Genomic DNA, 14,336 nt, shown 5'->3' on the forward strand with positions numbered 1-14,336 from the left:
CTCCTTGAAATAGGGTAGGATACTAATAGTATAAAGCAGCAATAATGTCTGGTGCGCCATCACGCCGAGAACTGTTCGACGAGCTTTCCGCTTTTAATCGGAAGCTGAGGGCGGCGTTCGACGGTCTGGTGCGTGAGCACGGTATGACATTGGCCAGAGCCCGGGTTTTCCATAAGCTTTCCAAGCGCGATGGCATCAATCAGCGCGAACTCGCCGACGAGCTGGAGCTTGAGACTCCGACCCTGGTGCGTATCCTCGACGCCATGGAAGCACAGAGCTTCATCGAGCGCCGCGCGGTGCTGTCGGACCGGCGCGCCAAGCAGATATTCATGACCGAATCCGGAAAAGTGGTGGCGGCCGAAGTTGAGGCTCTTGCCACCGGCGTGCGTGCGGATATCCTGCAGGGGATTTCGGACGAGGATGTCGGCATGGCCCTCAAGGTCATCCGCGCCATGACCGCCAATCTACAGAACGTGGGCAAGTCATGAGGTAGCGTATGAGCGGCGAGCCGGCCCCGATCAATGCGGAAGCCAATGTCGCCGCGCCTGCCGCCCCGCCGCCCGTGCCGCGATGGAAGGTCCCGCTTTATATCGGCGCCTCCGTCATGTTCTTCTTGACACAGGGCCTTGGTCTTAATCTCGCCTTCGCCAATCTCACGCAGATCCAGGGAAGCATCGCCGCCACGACCACCGAATCCGTGTGGCTGTCGGCAGCCTATATGGCGCCGAATGTCAGCCTCGCCATTGCGCTGGTGAAGATCCGCCTGCAATACGGCGTGCGCAATTTTGCCGAAGTCAGCATTCTCGGCTTCGTCGTCGCCTCGCTGCTCAATCTCTTCGTCTCCGACCTGCATTCGGCCATCGTCGTCCGCTTTTTGAGCGGCATCGCGGCGGCACCGCTGTCGACGCTTGGTTTCCTCTACATGCTGGAAGCTTTCGAACCGGCCAAGAAGCTGACGATCGGCGTCAGCCTGGCGATGATGAATACGCTACTGGCCGCGCCCATCACTCGCCTCGTCTCGCCATCGCTTCTCGATTACGGCGAGTGGCGCGGGCTCTATACCTTGGAAATGGCACTGGCGCTGCTGGTGATGCCGATCATCTATCTGCTGCCTCTGACGCCGCCGCCGAGAGTGAAGGTGATCGTCTTCGGAGATATCATCAGCTACCTGCTGGTCGCCGTCGGTTTCGGCTGTCTTGCAATCGTTCTTTCCGTCGGGCGACTGTATTGGTGGCTGGAAGTGCCATGGCTCGGCGTGCTGCTGGCCGTCAGCATCGCCACTTTGACGCTTGCCGCCGTCATCGAACTGCGGCGGCCGACGCCACTGATCGATGTCCGCTGGCTGCTCAGCTCCGAGATATTGCACCTGACGGGCATTCTCCTGGTCTTCCGCATGATTGCCGGCGAGCAGACCTCGGTCATCATGACCTTCTATCAGAATGCCGTTGGTCTGCTCTACGATCAGCTCGCGATGCTCTACTGGATCATCCTTGCTTTCTCCATCATCGGCGGTCTGATCTGCACGGTGCTGATGAGCTACGGCTTGAGTTGGCAGATCCAGTTCGTCGCTCTCGTCATGATGGCGGCTGGCTCCTTCATGGATGCCCAGGTTACGACGCTGACCCGGCCCGAACAGATGTATCTTAGCCAGGCACTGGTGGCGGCCGGCGCAGCCCTTTTCCTGCCGCCGTCCATGTCCGCGGGCTTCAAGGCGGCCTTTGCGAGAGGTGCACCGTATCTGGTGACCTTCTTCGTGGTCTTCACCTTCACGCAAAGCATCGGCGGCCTGATCGGCTCTGCCTTCTACGGCACGCTGATCACCATCCGCGAAAAATTCCATTCCGCCGTGCTGACCGAACATGTGTTGCTGACTCACCCTGTCGTCGCCCAGCGCGTCAGCCAGCTTTCTGCGTCTTATGGCAAGGTGATCGGCGACAGCGCTTTGCTGAAGGGCGAGGGGTTGGCGCTACTCGGCGTGCAGGTCACCCGCGAGGCCAATACGCTCGCCTATAGCGATGCCTTCTTTGTTGCCGGTGTCATCGCGGTCGTGTCGCTTGCTGCTCTTTCGCTGCATGTATTCTACCGTTTCATCAAAGCGCGGCTCGCCGACGATCGGCCGCAGACCGCGGCTTCCAACCCGTGAGGATATGAAATAGCTCCATGTCGAGGCTCGTTCGCTCCCCCATCGAAGTTATCGCCGTCCTCGCCGGTGTCGGCGGCGTCATGCTGGTGCTCTATGCCTGGCACCTGCCACCTTTCCAAAGTTCCGTCGAGACGACCGATGATGCCTATGTCAGAGGCTACGTCACGACGATCAGCCCGCAGGTTAGCGGTTATATTACGGATGTTCCGATCAGGGATTACAAGCTCGTCAAACAGGGCGACGTGCTGACGAAGATCGACGATCGCATCTATCGGCAGAAGGTGGCGCAGGCGCGCGCGACGCTGGACGGCCAGAAGGCGGCGCTTGCCAATTCGCAGCAGCAGGAGCAGGCGGCACGCGCCGGCATCGCCTCCAGCCAGGCTCAGGTCGATAGTGCCAACGCGGCCATGAAGCGCGCCCAGCTTGCCTGGGATCGCGTGGCGACGCTGGTGGCCAAGGGCGTGTCGACGACCAGCGATTCGGAGCAGGCACAGGCGACGCTGGAACAGGCTAAGGCGGCCGTCAATCAGGCGAAGGCCGGCCTTGACGTATCGCAGCAGAATCTGACGACGATCATCGTCAACCGTGCCTCGCTGGAGGCCGGCGTCAGTGGCGCGGAGGCCGCCGTGCAGCTCGCGGAGATCGATCTTCAGAATGCGACGATCGTCGCGCCACGCGACGGCCGCGTCGGCGAAGTCGGCGTACGCCTCGGCCAATACGTGACGCCGGGCACGCAGCTTATGGGACTGGTTCCGAAAGATGTCTGGGTCATCGCCAATTTCAAGGAAACCCAGCTCGACGGCATGAAGGTCGGCCAACCCGTAACAATCTCGGTCGATGCGCTCGGTCATCGCGAGCTCAAGGGCCATATCCAGCGCTTTTCGCCGGCGGCGGGCTCGGAATTCGCCGTTATCAGACCCGACAACGCAACGGGCAATTTCACCAAAGTGGCGCAGCGCGTCGGCGTCCGCGTTAAGATCGACGAAAATCAGCCCGAGGCGCAAGATCTGGCGCCCGGCATGTCGGTGGTCGTCTCCGTCGACAAGAATTCGGCGCCGGTGCAGGATACGGCGGAGAATTGAGACGCGGACGGGCAAGCGTCGGTAAACCCTTGCAGTCAAACAAAAAGCCTGGGTCGCGAGACCCAGGCTTTCTCATGTTCGCAGCCGATGCGAAGGCTTGAATCAAGCTTCGTCTTCGGCGTTGCCGTCAGCTTCCGGATCGAAGAAGTCTTCCGGACGCAGGGCGTCTTCGTCAACGCCGTAGATGGCGTCAGCGGAGGTGAGCGTTTCGCCCTTGGCCTGACGCTCGGCTTCTTCAGCGGAACGGGCAACGTTCAGCTCGACGTGGATTTCGACTTCGGCGTGAAGCGCGATTACAACGTTGTGCAGGCCAATCGCCTTGATCGGCGTGTTCAGGTGAACCTGGTTGCGGCCGATGTTGAAGCCTTCCGCTGCGAGGATTTCAACGACGTCGCGAGCGGCGACCGAACCGTACAACTGGCCGGTTTCGCCAGCCGAGCGAACGACGATGAAGGACTTGCCACCGAGAACGTCGGCAACCTTCTGAGCTTCGCTGCGGCGCTCGAGGTTACGGGCTTCCAGCGTTGCACGTTCGGCTTCGAAGCGAGCCTTGTTAGCGGGGTTGGCGCGCAGTGCCTTGCCGAGCGGCAGCAGGTAGTTACGGGCAAAGCCGTCGCGAACCTTAACCACTTCGCCCATCTGGCCGAGCTTGGAGATGCGCTCGAGGAGAATGACTTCCATTTTGTTGTTCCTTTCTGATGTCAGATTTTCGTGTCTGGTTGTTTGGAATTATCGGTATTCTTGTTCGGGGTCAGGGCGATCGCTTTGCGTGTATCGGCAAGACCGAGAATGAGGACGATGAAGGCGGGCAACGTCAGTATGAGCGACGTCAGGTAGCAGAGGACCAGAACGGGCACCCGCCAGTCCTTGCCACGGGTGCGGTAGTGGAGCGCCGCAAAGCCGGAGACGAGAAAGCCTGCGCCGAACGCGCCAACGGCCGCCGCGCCGATCAATGCCGGGGTGCCCCCGAAAAAGAGGGCGACGATGGCGGCGAGAAAGACGAAGATTGCGTTCCGGTTCATGCGCAGCGCCGACGGAATATCTTCGCGCGGACGCAGATTGCGGCTCGATGCCGCAACGATGCGGGTGGCGATATAGTAGGCGGCCAGCAGCATCAGAACCCAGACGATACCCCAGACGACCGGCACGGCGTAGAGCATGAAGGATTTCGTCTTGGCGATCGCTACTGGATCGAGCGGCATCGTAGGCTGCTGATCCTGCATGACGGTGACATAGAGATCGACGACTTGGCCGATCAGGTCCGAGCCATATCCCATGACCGCGCCGGCGACGACGATGACGACGGCCGCCAGGCCGCAGAGATGCAGCATGATATCAGACAGCGGATACCAGGCCATCAGATGGTCGGGACCGCCGAGTTCGGAGGCTGGGCGCGCCAGATTGGCAAGATGGCTGAGCCAGGCCGGAATCAGCGCCAGCAGCACGACAAAAAGCCCGAATGGCAACGAATAGCCGACGGCGCCGACAAGGCCAGCCGTCACGACGGCGGTGACAACAGCGATATTGCCCCAGCCGAGGCCGACGATGAGGATCGGAAGAGCGGAAAGCGCGCCGAACAGGATGAACAGCCATGGCTGCACCGTCGCGCCATACACGAGTAGGGCGGCGGTTAGACCGGCGAGCGCGCCGATGCCAAGCTCTTTTGCGTTCAACTTTTTCACGTCGCTGTCCTGCTTCGTATCGAGCAGTTAGAGGATGCCTTCGCCACTCGGGCCTGAAAGCCGTCCCCAACATGGGGTTTCAAGGTTCCGATCCGCGCCCATCGCGAAAGGGAGAAGGGAAGGCATTGCTGCCTTCCCTCTAATTCATTCTGCGTCGGCCGCTATTAAGCGACGACGTAGGGCAGCAGGCCGAGGAAACGGGCGCGCTTGATCGCCTGAGCGAGCTCGCGCTGCTTCTTCTGGGAAACGGCCGTGATGCGGGACGGAACGATCTTGCCGCGCTCGGAAATGTAACGCTGCAGGAGACGGACGTCCTTGTAGTCGATGCGCGGCGCATTGGCGCCCGAGAACGGGCAGGTCTTGCGGCGGCGATGGAACGGACGGCGGACCGGTGCGGAGGAAACTTCAGACATTCTCAAATCTCCTTATACGCGGTCTTCGCGCGGACGGCGCGGACGATCTTCGCGGTCACCACGATCCGGGCGCGGACCACGATCGCCGAAGCTGCGCTCCGGACGGTCGCCATCACGGCGCGGACGGTCGTCACGGTCGCGCTTCTGCATCATGGCAGACGGGCCTTCTTCGTGCTTTTCAACAGCGATCGTCATGTAACGCAGGACGTCTTCGCTGATGCGCATCTGGCGTTCCATTTCCTGGATCGCAGCGGCCGGTGCATCAATGTCCATCAGGGCGTAATGAGCCTTGCGGTTCTTCTTGATGCGGTAGGTGAGGGACTTGAGGCCCCAGTTTTCGATACGCCCGACTTTACCGCCGTTAGCTTCGATAACACCCTTGTACTGTTCTACGAGGGCGTCGACCTGCTGAGCGGAAATATCCTGTCGGGCAAGGAATACATGTTCGTAAAGAGCCATGGATAGCTTTGCCTTTCTTGCGTTGGTCTGAACCCGATATTCGGCGGCTAAGCCTCAACGACTGCTCCTGAGAGGGGTGACCCTAAGCAAGAAAAGCGTTTCCGAGACGGTCGAGAGCGGAGACACGGGAGGCTGGAACGCTTCCGTTCCGAACGATTTTCTGAGAAGAAAACCGGCCCTCCGTTCAGCCACCAGCCAGAAGACCGGGTTGCGAACAGGGCGGCTTATACGGATTTTTGCGCGAAAGGCAAGGGGCGAATTGCGCAGTCCGACAGCGGACACTCCTGCCTGGACCAAGGCAGGCGGCCTCAATTCTCCGGCAAGGTGAAGACCGCGCAGGGGTCGGCGATGCCGCGCAACGGATGCTCGCCCAAGGGGATCAAGGGGGTTGTCGTCTGCGCCGCAACGGCGCCGGAGATGAGCACGCTGCGGCCAAGCGGCTTGCACAGGCCTTCGAGCCGGCTCACCAGATTGACCGCCGGGCCGATCGCGGTAAAGTCCAGCCGGTCGGCCGCGCCGATATTGCCCCACAACATCTCGCCGAAATGCAATGCCGCGCCAAAGGGCAGCGGCGGCAGCCCCTGCGCTTGCCGCACCGTATCGAGATGAACCATGCCGGCGCGGGCGGCGGCGACCGCGCGCAGCGCCGCCTCACAGGCTTCGCCCGGTGTGCTTGTGACCGGGAAAATCGCCAACGCGCCGTCGCCGATGAATTTCAGCACCTCGCCTCCGAAAGCGTGCACCGCTCCGGCAACGCGGTCGAACCAGGCGTCGAGGGAAGCGATCATCGCCGCCGGCTCCGTCGCCTCGGACAAAGCGGTGAAATCGCGCAGATCGGCGCAGAGCAATGCGGCTCGGATGGTTTCCCCCGTGCCGCGGCGCAGCGCGCCGGCTTGGACCCGCGCCGCACTGCGCCGGCCGAGATAGGCCTCGAGTAGCGCTGCCAACGCCGCCCGCGAAGCCAGGGCGCTCAAGGGGGCTGCGGCGAAGCGCGCCGTCTCCCGCAGCCGACCGGCCTCGCTAGGGTCGAATGGCCGGAGCCCCGCCCAACCCAGCACCGGGCTGTCCGCGGCCGAACCCACCGTGTCTTCATGCATGGGGCCAAGCCCGGCCAGCCAATCGTGGCCGGCTTGACTGGGTGGGCCGCCGACGAAACCCAGCGCCTCGATCACTGCCCCGGTTTCCGCCCGCCACAGCCAGATGCGCCGGGCGATGATCGGATGCGGCACCGCGAGCGACAGGGCTCCTCCGGCAAGTGGCAGGCCGTCGGCCAGCAGCCGGCGGCCGAGCTCGGCCAGGAACCGTTCAGGGCCAGGAGAGGCATCGGCCTCATCAACCAGCCAGGCAAGGGGGAGGGGCAAATCCATGTCTGATCATGCCATGGCAGCCGCAGGCTGTCATCCGCCGTTGCGATGGTGCTTCTGCGTGTGATGACAGTCCCCGGCAGTGCTCAGGACCGACGCATTCAGGAACGGAAGGCTGTCACATTCTGCCAGCCATAGGGTCGGGACCCGGATCACGCCCGGCTGCGGCTTCGGACAGCCGGCCGAGGTAGTGAGCCCAGCCTTCAGAATGGCCAGCGCATTGTTCGGCATTGGGCAGGCCGGTGTGGGTCAGACGTAGCAGCGTTCCGTCCGGCTGCTCGATGAGGTCTATCTCGACCAGGCTCGATCCCGGGGGGACCACCTCGCTGCCATCCCAGCCGAAGCTGTAGGCCAGGCGGTGTACCGGCACCACCTCGCGGAACGAACCGCGGGCGAAGCGAGCGCCAGTGACGTTGACGAGATAGAGTCCTTCGGGCTGAGGCTCGATCTGTGCCTCCGTACCCATCCAGCGCAGAATCTTTTCCGGATCGGTCAGGAGGGCGAACACGGCTGCGGGCGGTGCCGGGATGCGCCTTTCCTGGCGGACGACGAGGGGCTCTTGCATCGGTCTCTCCTTTGGTTGCATGGCCTGCCTCACCGGAGGCGGAGATTGAGCAGGCGCATCCTATCGCGGAACGTCCTCATGCAACAGCATGTAGGGGGCAGGCTCGCTCACAACAAGGGCGGTGCAGACGCTTGAAGACGAATGGATTTGCTAGTGATCCTTGGGAAATATCGGCATCGGCGCACCCTTCATCATGTCGGCATAGAGATGTTCGGTCTGCTGATCCGTCGGGAACATGCATTCGAGCCTGAGCTCCTGCGACGCGATGGTCATCGGGGTGCCGACTGTCGTTACCAATGAAAAGAAGTTGAGGCTCTGGCCATCCTTCACAAAGGTCAATGGAACGACGGGTGTGCTGCCGGGTGCGGTGAGCGCTTTCCGGTCGAAATCGACGTCGGGATAAGCGAGCAGCGTTTTCAGCAGTTCCCGAGTTTTGTCATCGACGACCCGGCCGATGGACTCACGATGAACGCGCGCCAGCAAGCTTCTCGATGTCTCCGCCCAGTTATCAATGAAGGGGCGCATCCCAGCGGGATCGAACATCAAATGCAGCAGGTTGCGTGGCGATTTGCGCGCCGCCATATCGACGAAGCAATTGAAGAAACGGAGCGTGGCCGTATTGGACATCAGAACGTTCCAATAGCGATCCATGACGATTGCGGGGAAAGGTTCGTGCTGACGCAGCATGCGCCGCAGAGCATCCGCGACGGGCTGCATTTCCGGCGCGTCCCAGGAATCCTCCGAATAGATCGGGGCGTAGCCAGCGGCGAGCAACAGAGTGTTGCGCTCGCGGAACGGCACATCGAGCGCTTCCGCAACGGTCAGCAGCCTCTGGCGGCTGGGAACGCTGCGGCCGCTTTCAACGAAGCTGATGTGACGTTGCGAAACACCCGTATCCATTGAAAGGTCGAGCTGGCTTTTGCCGCGCACCTCCCGCCAGTGGCGCAGCAACGGGCTGAGCTGTTTCGAGACCGATAGGGCTGTGTTGCTGTTCGTCATGGAGGGTCTCCGTGTGAACTGTGCCGTGGCGACTTCCTCTAAAAAGGCGGCCGCGCACGGCATCTTATGTCTGGCATGCGAAGGTTAGAATTGCACTGGCCCCACCGAACCGAACCAATGACGCACCTTGGTGTGATCAGCCTCGTCCATGTAGAAGAAGTGCGTCATGACGGGCTTGACGACGGGGTGGTTAGGATCGTTCGGTGTCATGGTAACGAAGCCACGGAAGATCTTGAGGAGCCCGCCGTCCCAATATTCCGTCACATCATGGAGGGCGGTAAATCCGGTGTCGATGAACGCGCGCAGGCTTTCGCGGATAGTCTCGCGGCCCTTCCATTCGGCGACGCCCAAATTTGCGGTGGCGTCTTCCGTAAAGCAGTCGAAGCCACTGCCGAAGGTCTTGTCGTCAATCTCCTTCCAGAAGGCCAGCAGCCAGCCTGGGGTTTCACGTTTGCTGAAAATCATCTCATTCATCGTCTGTCTCCGGACGTGTGCTTAGGGCAATAAGAGGCTGCAGCGCCCCGGGGTCAAACCGAAGGCGCTTGATGTCTATTCCTCTGCGGCACCGGTTCGGTGCCTATCTCTCGTGGAGATGCCCCAAAGTTACGCGCCGGTCGGACGTGTCTCAATTACATCAGAGGTCATATTTCGCCGGTCGTCGCGCCCTGCCACCGAGGCAAGGCGCTTTCACGAGGCATTACATCGGCATCGGATACAGCCGGTGTACCTTTTCAATCTCGGCAATTGCCTCTTCCGGCAGCGTGACATAGGCGGAAGCGATGTCGGTTTCGAGCTGGGCCATCGATGTCGCGCCGATGATGACGGAGGTCATGAAGGGCTTGGTCAGGCAATAGGCGAGCGCCAGCTTGGCAGGGTCGAGATTATATTTGGCGGCGATCTCCAGATAGGCCTTGACCGGCGGCTCCTGCAGCGGCTGCAGACGGCCGCCGATGTCGGGATTGATCGAGCCACGCGAGCCGGCAGGGCGTGCGCCGCCGACATATTTGCCGCTGAGAATACCACCGGCGAGCGGCGAATAGGCGAGCAGGCCAACATCTTCGTGGTGCGACAGTTCGGCGAGATCGAGATCGAAGTGGCGGTAGAGCAGATTATATTCGTTCTGCGTCGAGACGACGCGCGGCAGGCCCTTCTGTTCGGCGATCGTCAGGTATTTCTGGATGCCCCAGGTCGTCTCGTTGGAGAGGCCGATGGCGCGGATCTTGCCGGCCTTCACCAGCTCACCCATCGTCTCCAGGATTTCGGCGATATTGGCGACCGTTTTCTCGCGATCCTGGGTGAAGGGGTTGTAGCGCCAGTTCTGACGGAAGTGGAAATGACCGCGGTTCGGCCAATGCACCTGATAAAGATCGATATAGTCGGTTTTCAGCCGCTTCAGGCTGCTGTCGATTGCCGCGCGGATATTGGCGGCATCCGCGCCCTGGCCGCCGCGCAGATAGTCACGACCAGGCCCGGCGACCTTGGTGGCAAGCACGACGTCCCCGCGCTTGCCGGTCTTTTCGAACCAGGTGCCGATACATTCCTCGGTGCGGCCCTGAGTCTCCGGGCCGACCGGCGTCGTCGGATACATTTCAGCCGTGTCGAAGAAATTGACGCCCTTGTGAAGCGCATAATCCATCTGCTCGTGCGCCTCGGCTTCGCTGTTCTGTGTGCCCCAGGTCATCGTCCCCAGGCAAATCTGTGAAACGGAAATATCGGTGCGGCCTAAATTCTTATACTGCATGGGAAAACCTTGATGCTTGCGGAAAAGGTGGTGGGGGAAGGATGCTCCAAATCTAGGTCGGAAATGAGCAAGCGCAAGAAGAAAATCGAGATGTTTCGCACACGCAAAAGGCAGGGACTGCAGGGGCTGCGCTATTGACTCCACCGCAAACAATGTCATTGGGAAGCGAAACGACCCCCGAAGGAAGCTTGATATAATGACTGTTGCTTTCACATTTCCCGGTCAGGGTAGCCAGGCCGTCGGCATGGGCAAGGATCTGGCCGACAACTTCGCCGAAGCGCGCGCCGTCTTCGAGGAAGTCGACGAAGCGCTCGGTGAAAAGCTTTCCGACATCATCTTCAACGGCCCGGACGATAGGCTGACGCTGACGGCGAATGCGCAGCCGGCGTTGATGGCCGTGTCGATCGCCGTCATGCGCGTTCTCCAAGCGCGCGGCCTCGATCTGAAGAGCAAGGTTGCCTATGTCGCCGGTCATTCGCTCGGCGAATATTCGGCGCTTTGCGCTGCGGGCACTTTCTCGCTCGCCGATACGGCGCGGCTGCTGCGCATTCGCGGCAATGCCATGCAGGCGGCGGTTCCGGTGGGCGTTGGCGCCATGGCGGCCATCATCGGCCTGGAACATGCCGACGTCGTCGCGGTTTGCACCGAGGCTTCGGCGATCGGCGCATGTCAGATCGCCAATGACAATGGCGGCGGTCAGATCGTCATTTCCGGTGAAAAGGCCCCGGTCGAAAAGGCTGCCGAGCTTGCGACCGCCAAGGGTGCCAAGCGCGCCATCCTCCTGCCTGTTTCCGCACCCTTCCATTCGTCGCTGATGGCGCCCGCCGCCGAGGCGATGCGCGCGGCTCTGGCAGAGGTTGCAAAATCCGATCCCGTCGTGCCTGTCGTCGCCAATGTCCGCGCGGCGCCGGTGAAGGACGCCGGTGAGATCGCCGATCTGCTGGTTGCGCAGGTGACGGGCCAGGTCCGTTGGCGCGAGACCGTGGAATGGTTTGCCGCCAACAATGTGACAACATTGTATGAAATCGGCGCTGGCAAGGTGCTGACAGGCCTTGCCCGGCGCATCGACAAATCGGTGAACGGTATCGCCGTCAACACGGCGGCCGATATCGACACCACTCTCGCCGGCCTGCTTGGCTGATACAGAAATTAAGGAACGAGGGACATCAAATGCTCGATTTGACTGGCCGCAAGGCCCTGGTAACCGGCTCTTCCGGTGGTATCGGCGAAGAGATCGCAAGACTGCTGCATAAGCAGGGCGCCATCGTCGGCCTGCACGGCACGCGCGTTGAGAAGCTCGAGGCTCTGGCCGCCGAACTTGGCGACCGCGTCAAGATCTTTCCGGCTAACCTGTCCGATCGCGATGAGGTCAAGGCGCTCGGTGCCAAGGCCGAAGAAGAACTCGGCGGCGTCGACATCCTCGTCAACAATGCCGGCATCACCAAGGACGGTCTGTTTGTGCGCATGAGCGACGAGGACTGGGATGCGGTTCTGGAAGTCAATCTGACGGCGGTCTTCCGCCTGACGCGCGAGTTGACCCATCCGATGATGCGCCGCCGCTATGGCCGCATCATCAACATCACCTCCGTCGTCGGCATCACCGGCAATCCCGGCCAGGCCAATTACTGCGCCTCCAAGGCCGGCATGATCGGCTTCACCAAGTCGCTGGCGCAAGAGATCGCGACCCGCAACGTGACTGTCAACTGCGTCGCTCCCGGCTTCATCGAGAGCGCCATGACCGGCAAGCTGAACGACAAGCAGAAAGAGGCGATCATGGGCGCTATTCCCATGAAGCGCATGGGCAACGGTGCCGAAGTTGCATCCGCCGTCGCCTATCTCGCCTCCTCCGAAGCAAGCTACGTCACCGGCCAGACGATCCACGTCAACGGTGGCATGGCAATGATCTAAAAAAGGAAAAGTCTATTGGGGGGAACTTTCCCCTCCAATAGCATGTTGAGCAACCTGGAAGCGGCGATTTTCTGGCTTTGCGACAGACTTAAACCGTGTTAAGCGGGCCATGACTGTGATCAGTCGTCCCGAAAATGCAGACGGACCGGGCCGCGTGTATGGCGGCCGGACCAGATGTGAAGGCCGGGTTGAACGGGTTTGCCAGCCGCGCCATGCAGGCGTTGCAGGCTTGAACAGGGTAGGGATGTCACACGGCATTCTGATCAGGACATAAATAAGGTCGAGGAAACCGACATGAGCGATATCGCAGAACGCGTAAAGAAAATTGTTATTGATCATCTTGGCGTCGACGCCGACAAGGTTGTTGAAAGCGCAAGCTTCATCGACGACCTGGGCGCGGACTCGCTCGACACCGTCGAACTGGTCATGGCCTTCGAAGAAGAATTCGGCGTTGAAATTCCTGACGACGCTGCCGACTCGATCCTGACGGTCGGCGATGCGGTAAAGTTCATTGAGAAGGCTCAGGCCTAATCCTTTGCACTTTGTGACGGGCGGGCTCTCTGAGTCCGCCCTATTTCGTCCGGCCGGGTCGGACGGATCATATTCATACGCATGGCATTATAAAAAGACGGGGGTCTGCGGGCGATGAGACGTGTCGTTATCACGGGTACCGGCATGGTATCACCTTTGGGCTGTGGCACTGAGGTGTCCTGGTCGCGCTTGATCGCCGGGCACAACGGCGCTCGTCTTGTGACGGAATTCGAAGTCGAGGATCTCGCCGCGAAAATCGCGTGCCGCGTTCCGGTCGGCGATGGCAGCGACGGCACGTTCAATGCCGACGACTGGATGGAGCCGAAGGAACAGCGAAAGGTCGATCCTTTCATCATCTACGGCATGGCAGCAGCCGATATGGCGCTGAAGGATGCCGGTTGGCATCCGACCTCCGATGAAGACCAGATCGCAACCGGCGTCATGATCGGCTCCGGCATCGGCGGCCTCGAAGGCATCGTTGAAGCCGGTTATACGCTGCGTGATAAGGGTCCGCGCCGCATCTCGCCTTTCTTCATTCCCGGACGCCTCATCAATCTCGTTTCCGGCCAGGTCTCGATCCGCCACAAGCTGCGCGGTCCGAACCACGCCGTCGTCACGGCCTGCTCGACCGGCGCACATGCGATCGGCGATGCTGCCCGTTTGATCATGCTCGGCGATGCCGACGTCATGGTCGCCGGCGGCGCCGAGGCTCCGGTCTGCCGTATCTCGCTCGCCGGCTTTGCCGCCTGCAAGGCGCTGTCGACCGATTACAACGACAACCCGCAGAAGGCTTCGCGCCCCTACGATCGTGACCGTGACGGCTTCGTCATGGGCGAGGGCGCCGGCATCGTCGTTCTCGAAGAGCTGGAACATGCCAAGGCACGCGGCGCCAAGATTTACGCCGAAGTGGTCGGGTACGGCCTTTCCGGCGACGCCCATCACATTACTGCCCCGTCCGAGGATGGCGAGGGCGCGTTCCGCTGCATGACTTCGGCCCTGAAGCGTGCCGGTTTGACGCCGGCGGATGTGGACTACATCAATGCGCATGGCACCTCGACCATGGCCGATACGATCGAGCTTGGCGCTGTCGAGCGGCTGGTTGGCAATGCCGCTTCCAAGATTTCGATGTCGTCGACCAAGTCGGCGACCGGCCATCTCCTGGGGGCGGCTGGCGCGATTGAGGCTATCTTCTCGACGCTTGCCATTCGCGACAATATCGCGCCGCCGACGCTGAACCTCGATAATCCGGAGCGCGAGACAGCCATCGATCTCGTTCCGCATAAGGCCCGCAAGCGGGACATCAATGTTGCACTGTCGAACTCCTTTGGATTCGGCGGTACGAACGCATCACTTGTCCTGCGTCGCTATGAGGCATAATAAAAGCGCGTAATTCCGGAAAGCGGGAGTGCTTTCCGGCGAGACTATGCGCCATCCTTGAATGTTGCTGCG

At 61.2% G+C, this 14,336-nt stretch carries 16 protein-coding genes; 7 read left to right on the forward strand and 9 right to left on the reverse strand.

Annotated elements, in window-relative coordinates; all coding sequences use genetic code 11:
• The first annotated feature begins 44 nt into the window (after positions 1–44).
• Genes C9E91_RS06830 through C9E91_RS06840 form a run of 3 tightly spaced genes read left to right on the forward strand, consistent with a single transcriptional unit; the run spans position 45 to position 3,225 of the window.
• Complete coding sequence (locus tag C9E91_RS06830; RefSeq protein WP_107107609.1) at positions 45–488, forward strand: MarR family winged helix-turn-helix transcriptional regulator; 444 nt, start codon at positions 45–47, stop codon at positions 486–488.
• An 8-nt stretch (positions 489–496) separates the two neighbouring features.
• Positions 497–2,143, forward strand: coding sequence for an MFS transporter (locus C9E91_RS06835; RefSeq protein ID WP_107107610.1), 1,647 nt, complete (start codon positions 497–499; stop codon positions 2,141–2,143).
• A 17-nt stretch (positions 2,144–2,160) separates the two neighbouring features.
• Positions 2,161–3,225 carry an HlyD family secretion protein gene (locus C9E91_RS06840; protein ID WP_107107611.1) on the forward strand — a complete coding sequence of 355 codons (1,065 nt, stop codon included), beginning with the start codon at positions 2,161–2,163 and terminating at the stop codon, positions 3,223–3,225.
• A gap of 102 nt (positions 3,226–3,327) precedes the next feature.
• Here C9E91_RS06840 and rplI read toward each other — a convergent pair whose 3' ends face one another.
• The 9 genes from rplI to C9E91_RS06885 form a co-directional block, all read right to left on the reverse strand.
• Complete coding sequence (rplI, locus tag C9E91_RS06845) at positions 3,328–3,906, reverse strand: 50S ribosomal protein L9 (RefSeq protein ID WP_107107612.1); 579 nt, start codon at positions 3,904–3,906, stop codon at positions 3,328–3,330.
• Positions 3,907–3,926: 20 nt separating this feature from the next.
• A complete protein-coding gene (locus C9E91_RS06850; protein WP_107107613.1) occupies positions 3,927–4,907 on the reverse strand; it encodes a DUF2232 domain-containing protein in 981 nt (326 codons plus the stop codon).
• A gap of 164 nt (positions 4,908–5,071) precedes the next feature.
• Positions 5,072–5,320, reverse strand: a complete 249-nt coding sequence (gene rpsR / locus C9E91_RS06855; RefSeq protein WP_004122103.1) for a 30S ribosomal protein S18 — start codon at positions 5,318–5,320, stop codon at positions 5,072–5,074.
• A gap of 12 nt (positions 5,321–5,332) precedes the next feature.
• Positions 5,333–5,779 (reverse strand): 30S ribosomal protein S6, encoded by a 447-nt coding sequence (gene rpsF, locus C9E91_RS06860; RefSeq protein ID WP_028753379.1) that lies wholly within the window; start codon positions 5,777–5,779, stop codon positions 5,333–5,335.
• A 308-nt stretch (positions 5,780–6,087) separates the two neighbouring features.
• Positions 6,088–7,146, reverse strand: a complete 1,059-nt coding sequence (locus C9E91_RS06865) for an adenylate/guanylate cyclase domain-containing protein (RefSeq protein ID WP_107107614.1) — start codon at positions 7,144–7,146, stop codon at positions 6,088–6,090.
• 115 nt (positions 7,147–7,261) lie between these two features.
• Complete coding sequence (locus C9E91_RS06870; RefSeq protein WP_107107615.1) at positions 7,262–7,708, reverse strand: SRPBCC family protein; 447 nt, start codon at positions 7,706–7,708, stop codon at positions 7,262–7,264.
• A 150-nt stretch (positions 7,709–7,858) separates the two neighbouring features.
• Entirely contained in the window at positions 7,859–8,707 is an 849-nt protein-coding gene (locus C9E91_RS06875; protein ID WP_107107616.1) for a helix-turn-helix domain-containing protein, read from the reverse strand.
• Between the two features lie 84 nt (positions 8,708–8,791).
• Positions 8,792–9,181 (reverse strand): hypothetical protein, encoded by a 390-nt coding sequence (locus C9E91_RS06880; protein WP_107107617.1) that lies wholly within the window; start codon positions 9,179–9,181, stop codon positions 8,792–8,794.
• 223 nt (positions 9,182–9,404) lie between these two features.
• Positions 9,405–10,448, reverse strand: a complete 1,044-nt coding sequence (locus C9E91_RS06885; protein WP_107107618.1) for an aldo/keto reductase — start codon at positions 10,446–10,448, stop codon at positions 9,405–9,407.
• Positions 10,449–10,644: 196 nt separating this feature from the next.
• On the opposite strand from C9E91_RS06885, the gene fabD reads away from it, so the two are divergent.
• The 4 genes from fabD to fabF all read left to right on the forward strand — a co-directional run bounded on the left by fabD (position 10,645) and on the right by fabF (position 14,264).
• Positions 10,645–11,589, forward strand: a complete 945-nt coding sequence (gene fabD, locus C9E91_RS06890) for an ACP S-malonyltransferase (protein WP_107107619.1) — start codon at positions 10,645–10,647, stop codon at positions 11,587–11,589.
• 29 nt (positions 11,590–11,618) lie between these two features.
• Complete coding sequence (fabG, locus tag C9E91_RS06895) at positions 11,619–12,356, forward strand: 3-oxoacyl-[acyl-carrier-protein] reductase (protein WP_107107620.1); 738 nt, start codon at positions 11,619–11,621, stop codon at positions 12,354–12,356.
• Positions 12,357–12,650: 294 nt separating this feature from the next.
• Positions 12,651–12,887, forward strand: a complete 237-nt coding sequence (locus tag C9E91_RS06900) for an acyl carrier protein (RefSeq protein ID WP_003547058.1) — start codon at positions 12,651–12,653, stop codon at positions 12,885–12,887.
• A gap of 114 nt (positions 12,888–13,001) precedes the next feature.
• Positions 13,002–14,264: a beta-ketoacyl-ACP synthase II gene (fabF, locus tag C9E91_RS06905; protein ID WP_107107621.1), complete on the forward strand. Its 1,263-nt coding sequence runs from the start codon at positions 13,002–13,004 to the stop codon at positions 14,262–14,264.
• The last annotated feature ends 72 nt before the right edge of the window (positions 14,265–14,336 follow it).

It is taken from the genome of Rhizobium sp. SEMIA4064 (assembly GCF_003025035.1).
Taxonomy (GTDB): domain Bacteria; phylum Pseudomonadota; class Alphaproteobacteria; order Rhizobiales; family Rhizobiaceae; genus Rhizobium; species Rhizobium paranaense.

What these genes read in the sequence shown, in the direction of transcription:
- C9E91_RS06840 (WP_107107611.1), top strand. Translation starts at nt 2,161, where the DNA reads ATGTCGAGGCTCGTTCGCTCCCCCATCGAAGTTATCGCCGTCCTCGCC.
- rpsR (WP_004122103.1), bottom strand. Translation starts at nt 5,320, where the DNA reads ATGTCTGAAGTTTCCTCCGCACCGGTCCGCCGTCCGTTCCATCGCCGC.
- rpsF (WP_028753379.1), bottom strand. Translation starts at nt 5,779, where the DNA reads ATGGCTCTTTACGAACATGTATTCCTTGCCCGACAGGATATTTCCGCT.
- C9E91_RS06830 (WP_107107609.1), top strand. Translation starts at nt 45, where the DNA reads ATGTCTGGTGCGCCATCACGCCGAGAACTGTTCGACGAGCTTTCCGCT.
- C9E91_RS06885 (WP_107107618.1), bottom strand. Translation starts at nt 10,448, where the DNA reads ATGCAGTATAAGAATTTAGGCCGCACCGATATTTCCGTTTCACAGATT.
- C9E91_RS06875 (WP_107107616.1), bottom strand. Translation starts at nt 8,707, where the DNA reads ATGACGAACAGCAACACAGCCCTATCGGTCTCGAAACAGCTCAGCCCG.
- C9E91_RS06865 (WP_107107614.1), bottom strand. Translation starts at nt 7,146, where the DNA reads ATGGATTTGCCCCTCCCCCTTGCCTGGCTGGTTGATGAGGCCGATGCC.
- C9E91_RS06835 (WP_107107610.1), top strand. Translation starts at nt 497, where the DNA reads ATGAGCGGCGAGCCGGCCCCGATCAATGCGGAAGCCAATGTCGCCGCG.
- C9E91_RS06880 (WP_107107617.1), bottom strand. Translation starts at nt 9,181, where the DNA reads ATGAATGAGATGATTTTCAGCAAACGTGAAACCCCAGGCTGGCTGCTG.
- rplI (WP_107107612.1), bottom strand. Translation starts at nt 3,906, where the DNA reads ATGGAAGTCATTCTCCTCGAGCGCATCTCCAAGCTCGGCCAGATGGGC.
- fabF (WP_107107621.1), top strand. Translation starts at nt 13,002, where the DNA reads ATGAGACGTGTCGTTATCACGGGTACCGGCATGGTATCACCTTTGGGC.
- fabG (WP_107107620.1), top strand. Translation starts at nt 11,619, where the DNA reads ATGCTCGATTTGACTGGCCGCAAGGCCCTGGTAACCGGCTCTTCCGGT.
- C9E91_RS06900 (WP_003547058.1), top strand. Translation starts at nt 12,651, where the DNA reads ATGAGCGATATCGCAGAACGCGTAAAGAAAATTGTTATTGATCATCTT.
- fabD (WP_107107619.1), top strand. Translation starts at nt 10,645, where the DNA reads ATGACTGTTGCTTTCACATTTCCCGGTCAGGGTAGCCAGGCCGTCGGC.
- C9E91_RS06870 (WP_107107615.1), bottom strand. Translation starts at nt 7,708, where the DNA reads ATGCAAGAGCCCCTCGTCGTCCGCCAGGAAAGGCGCATCCCGGCACCG.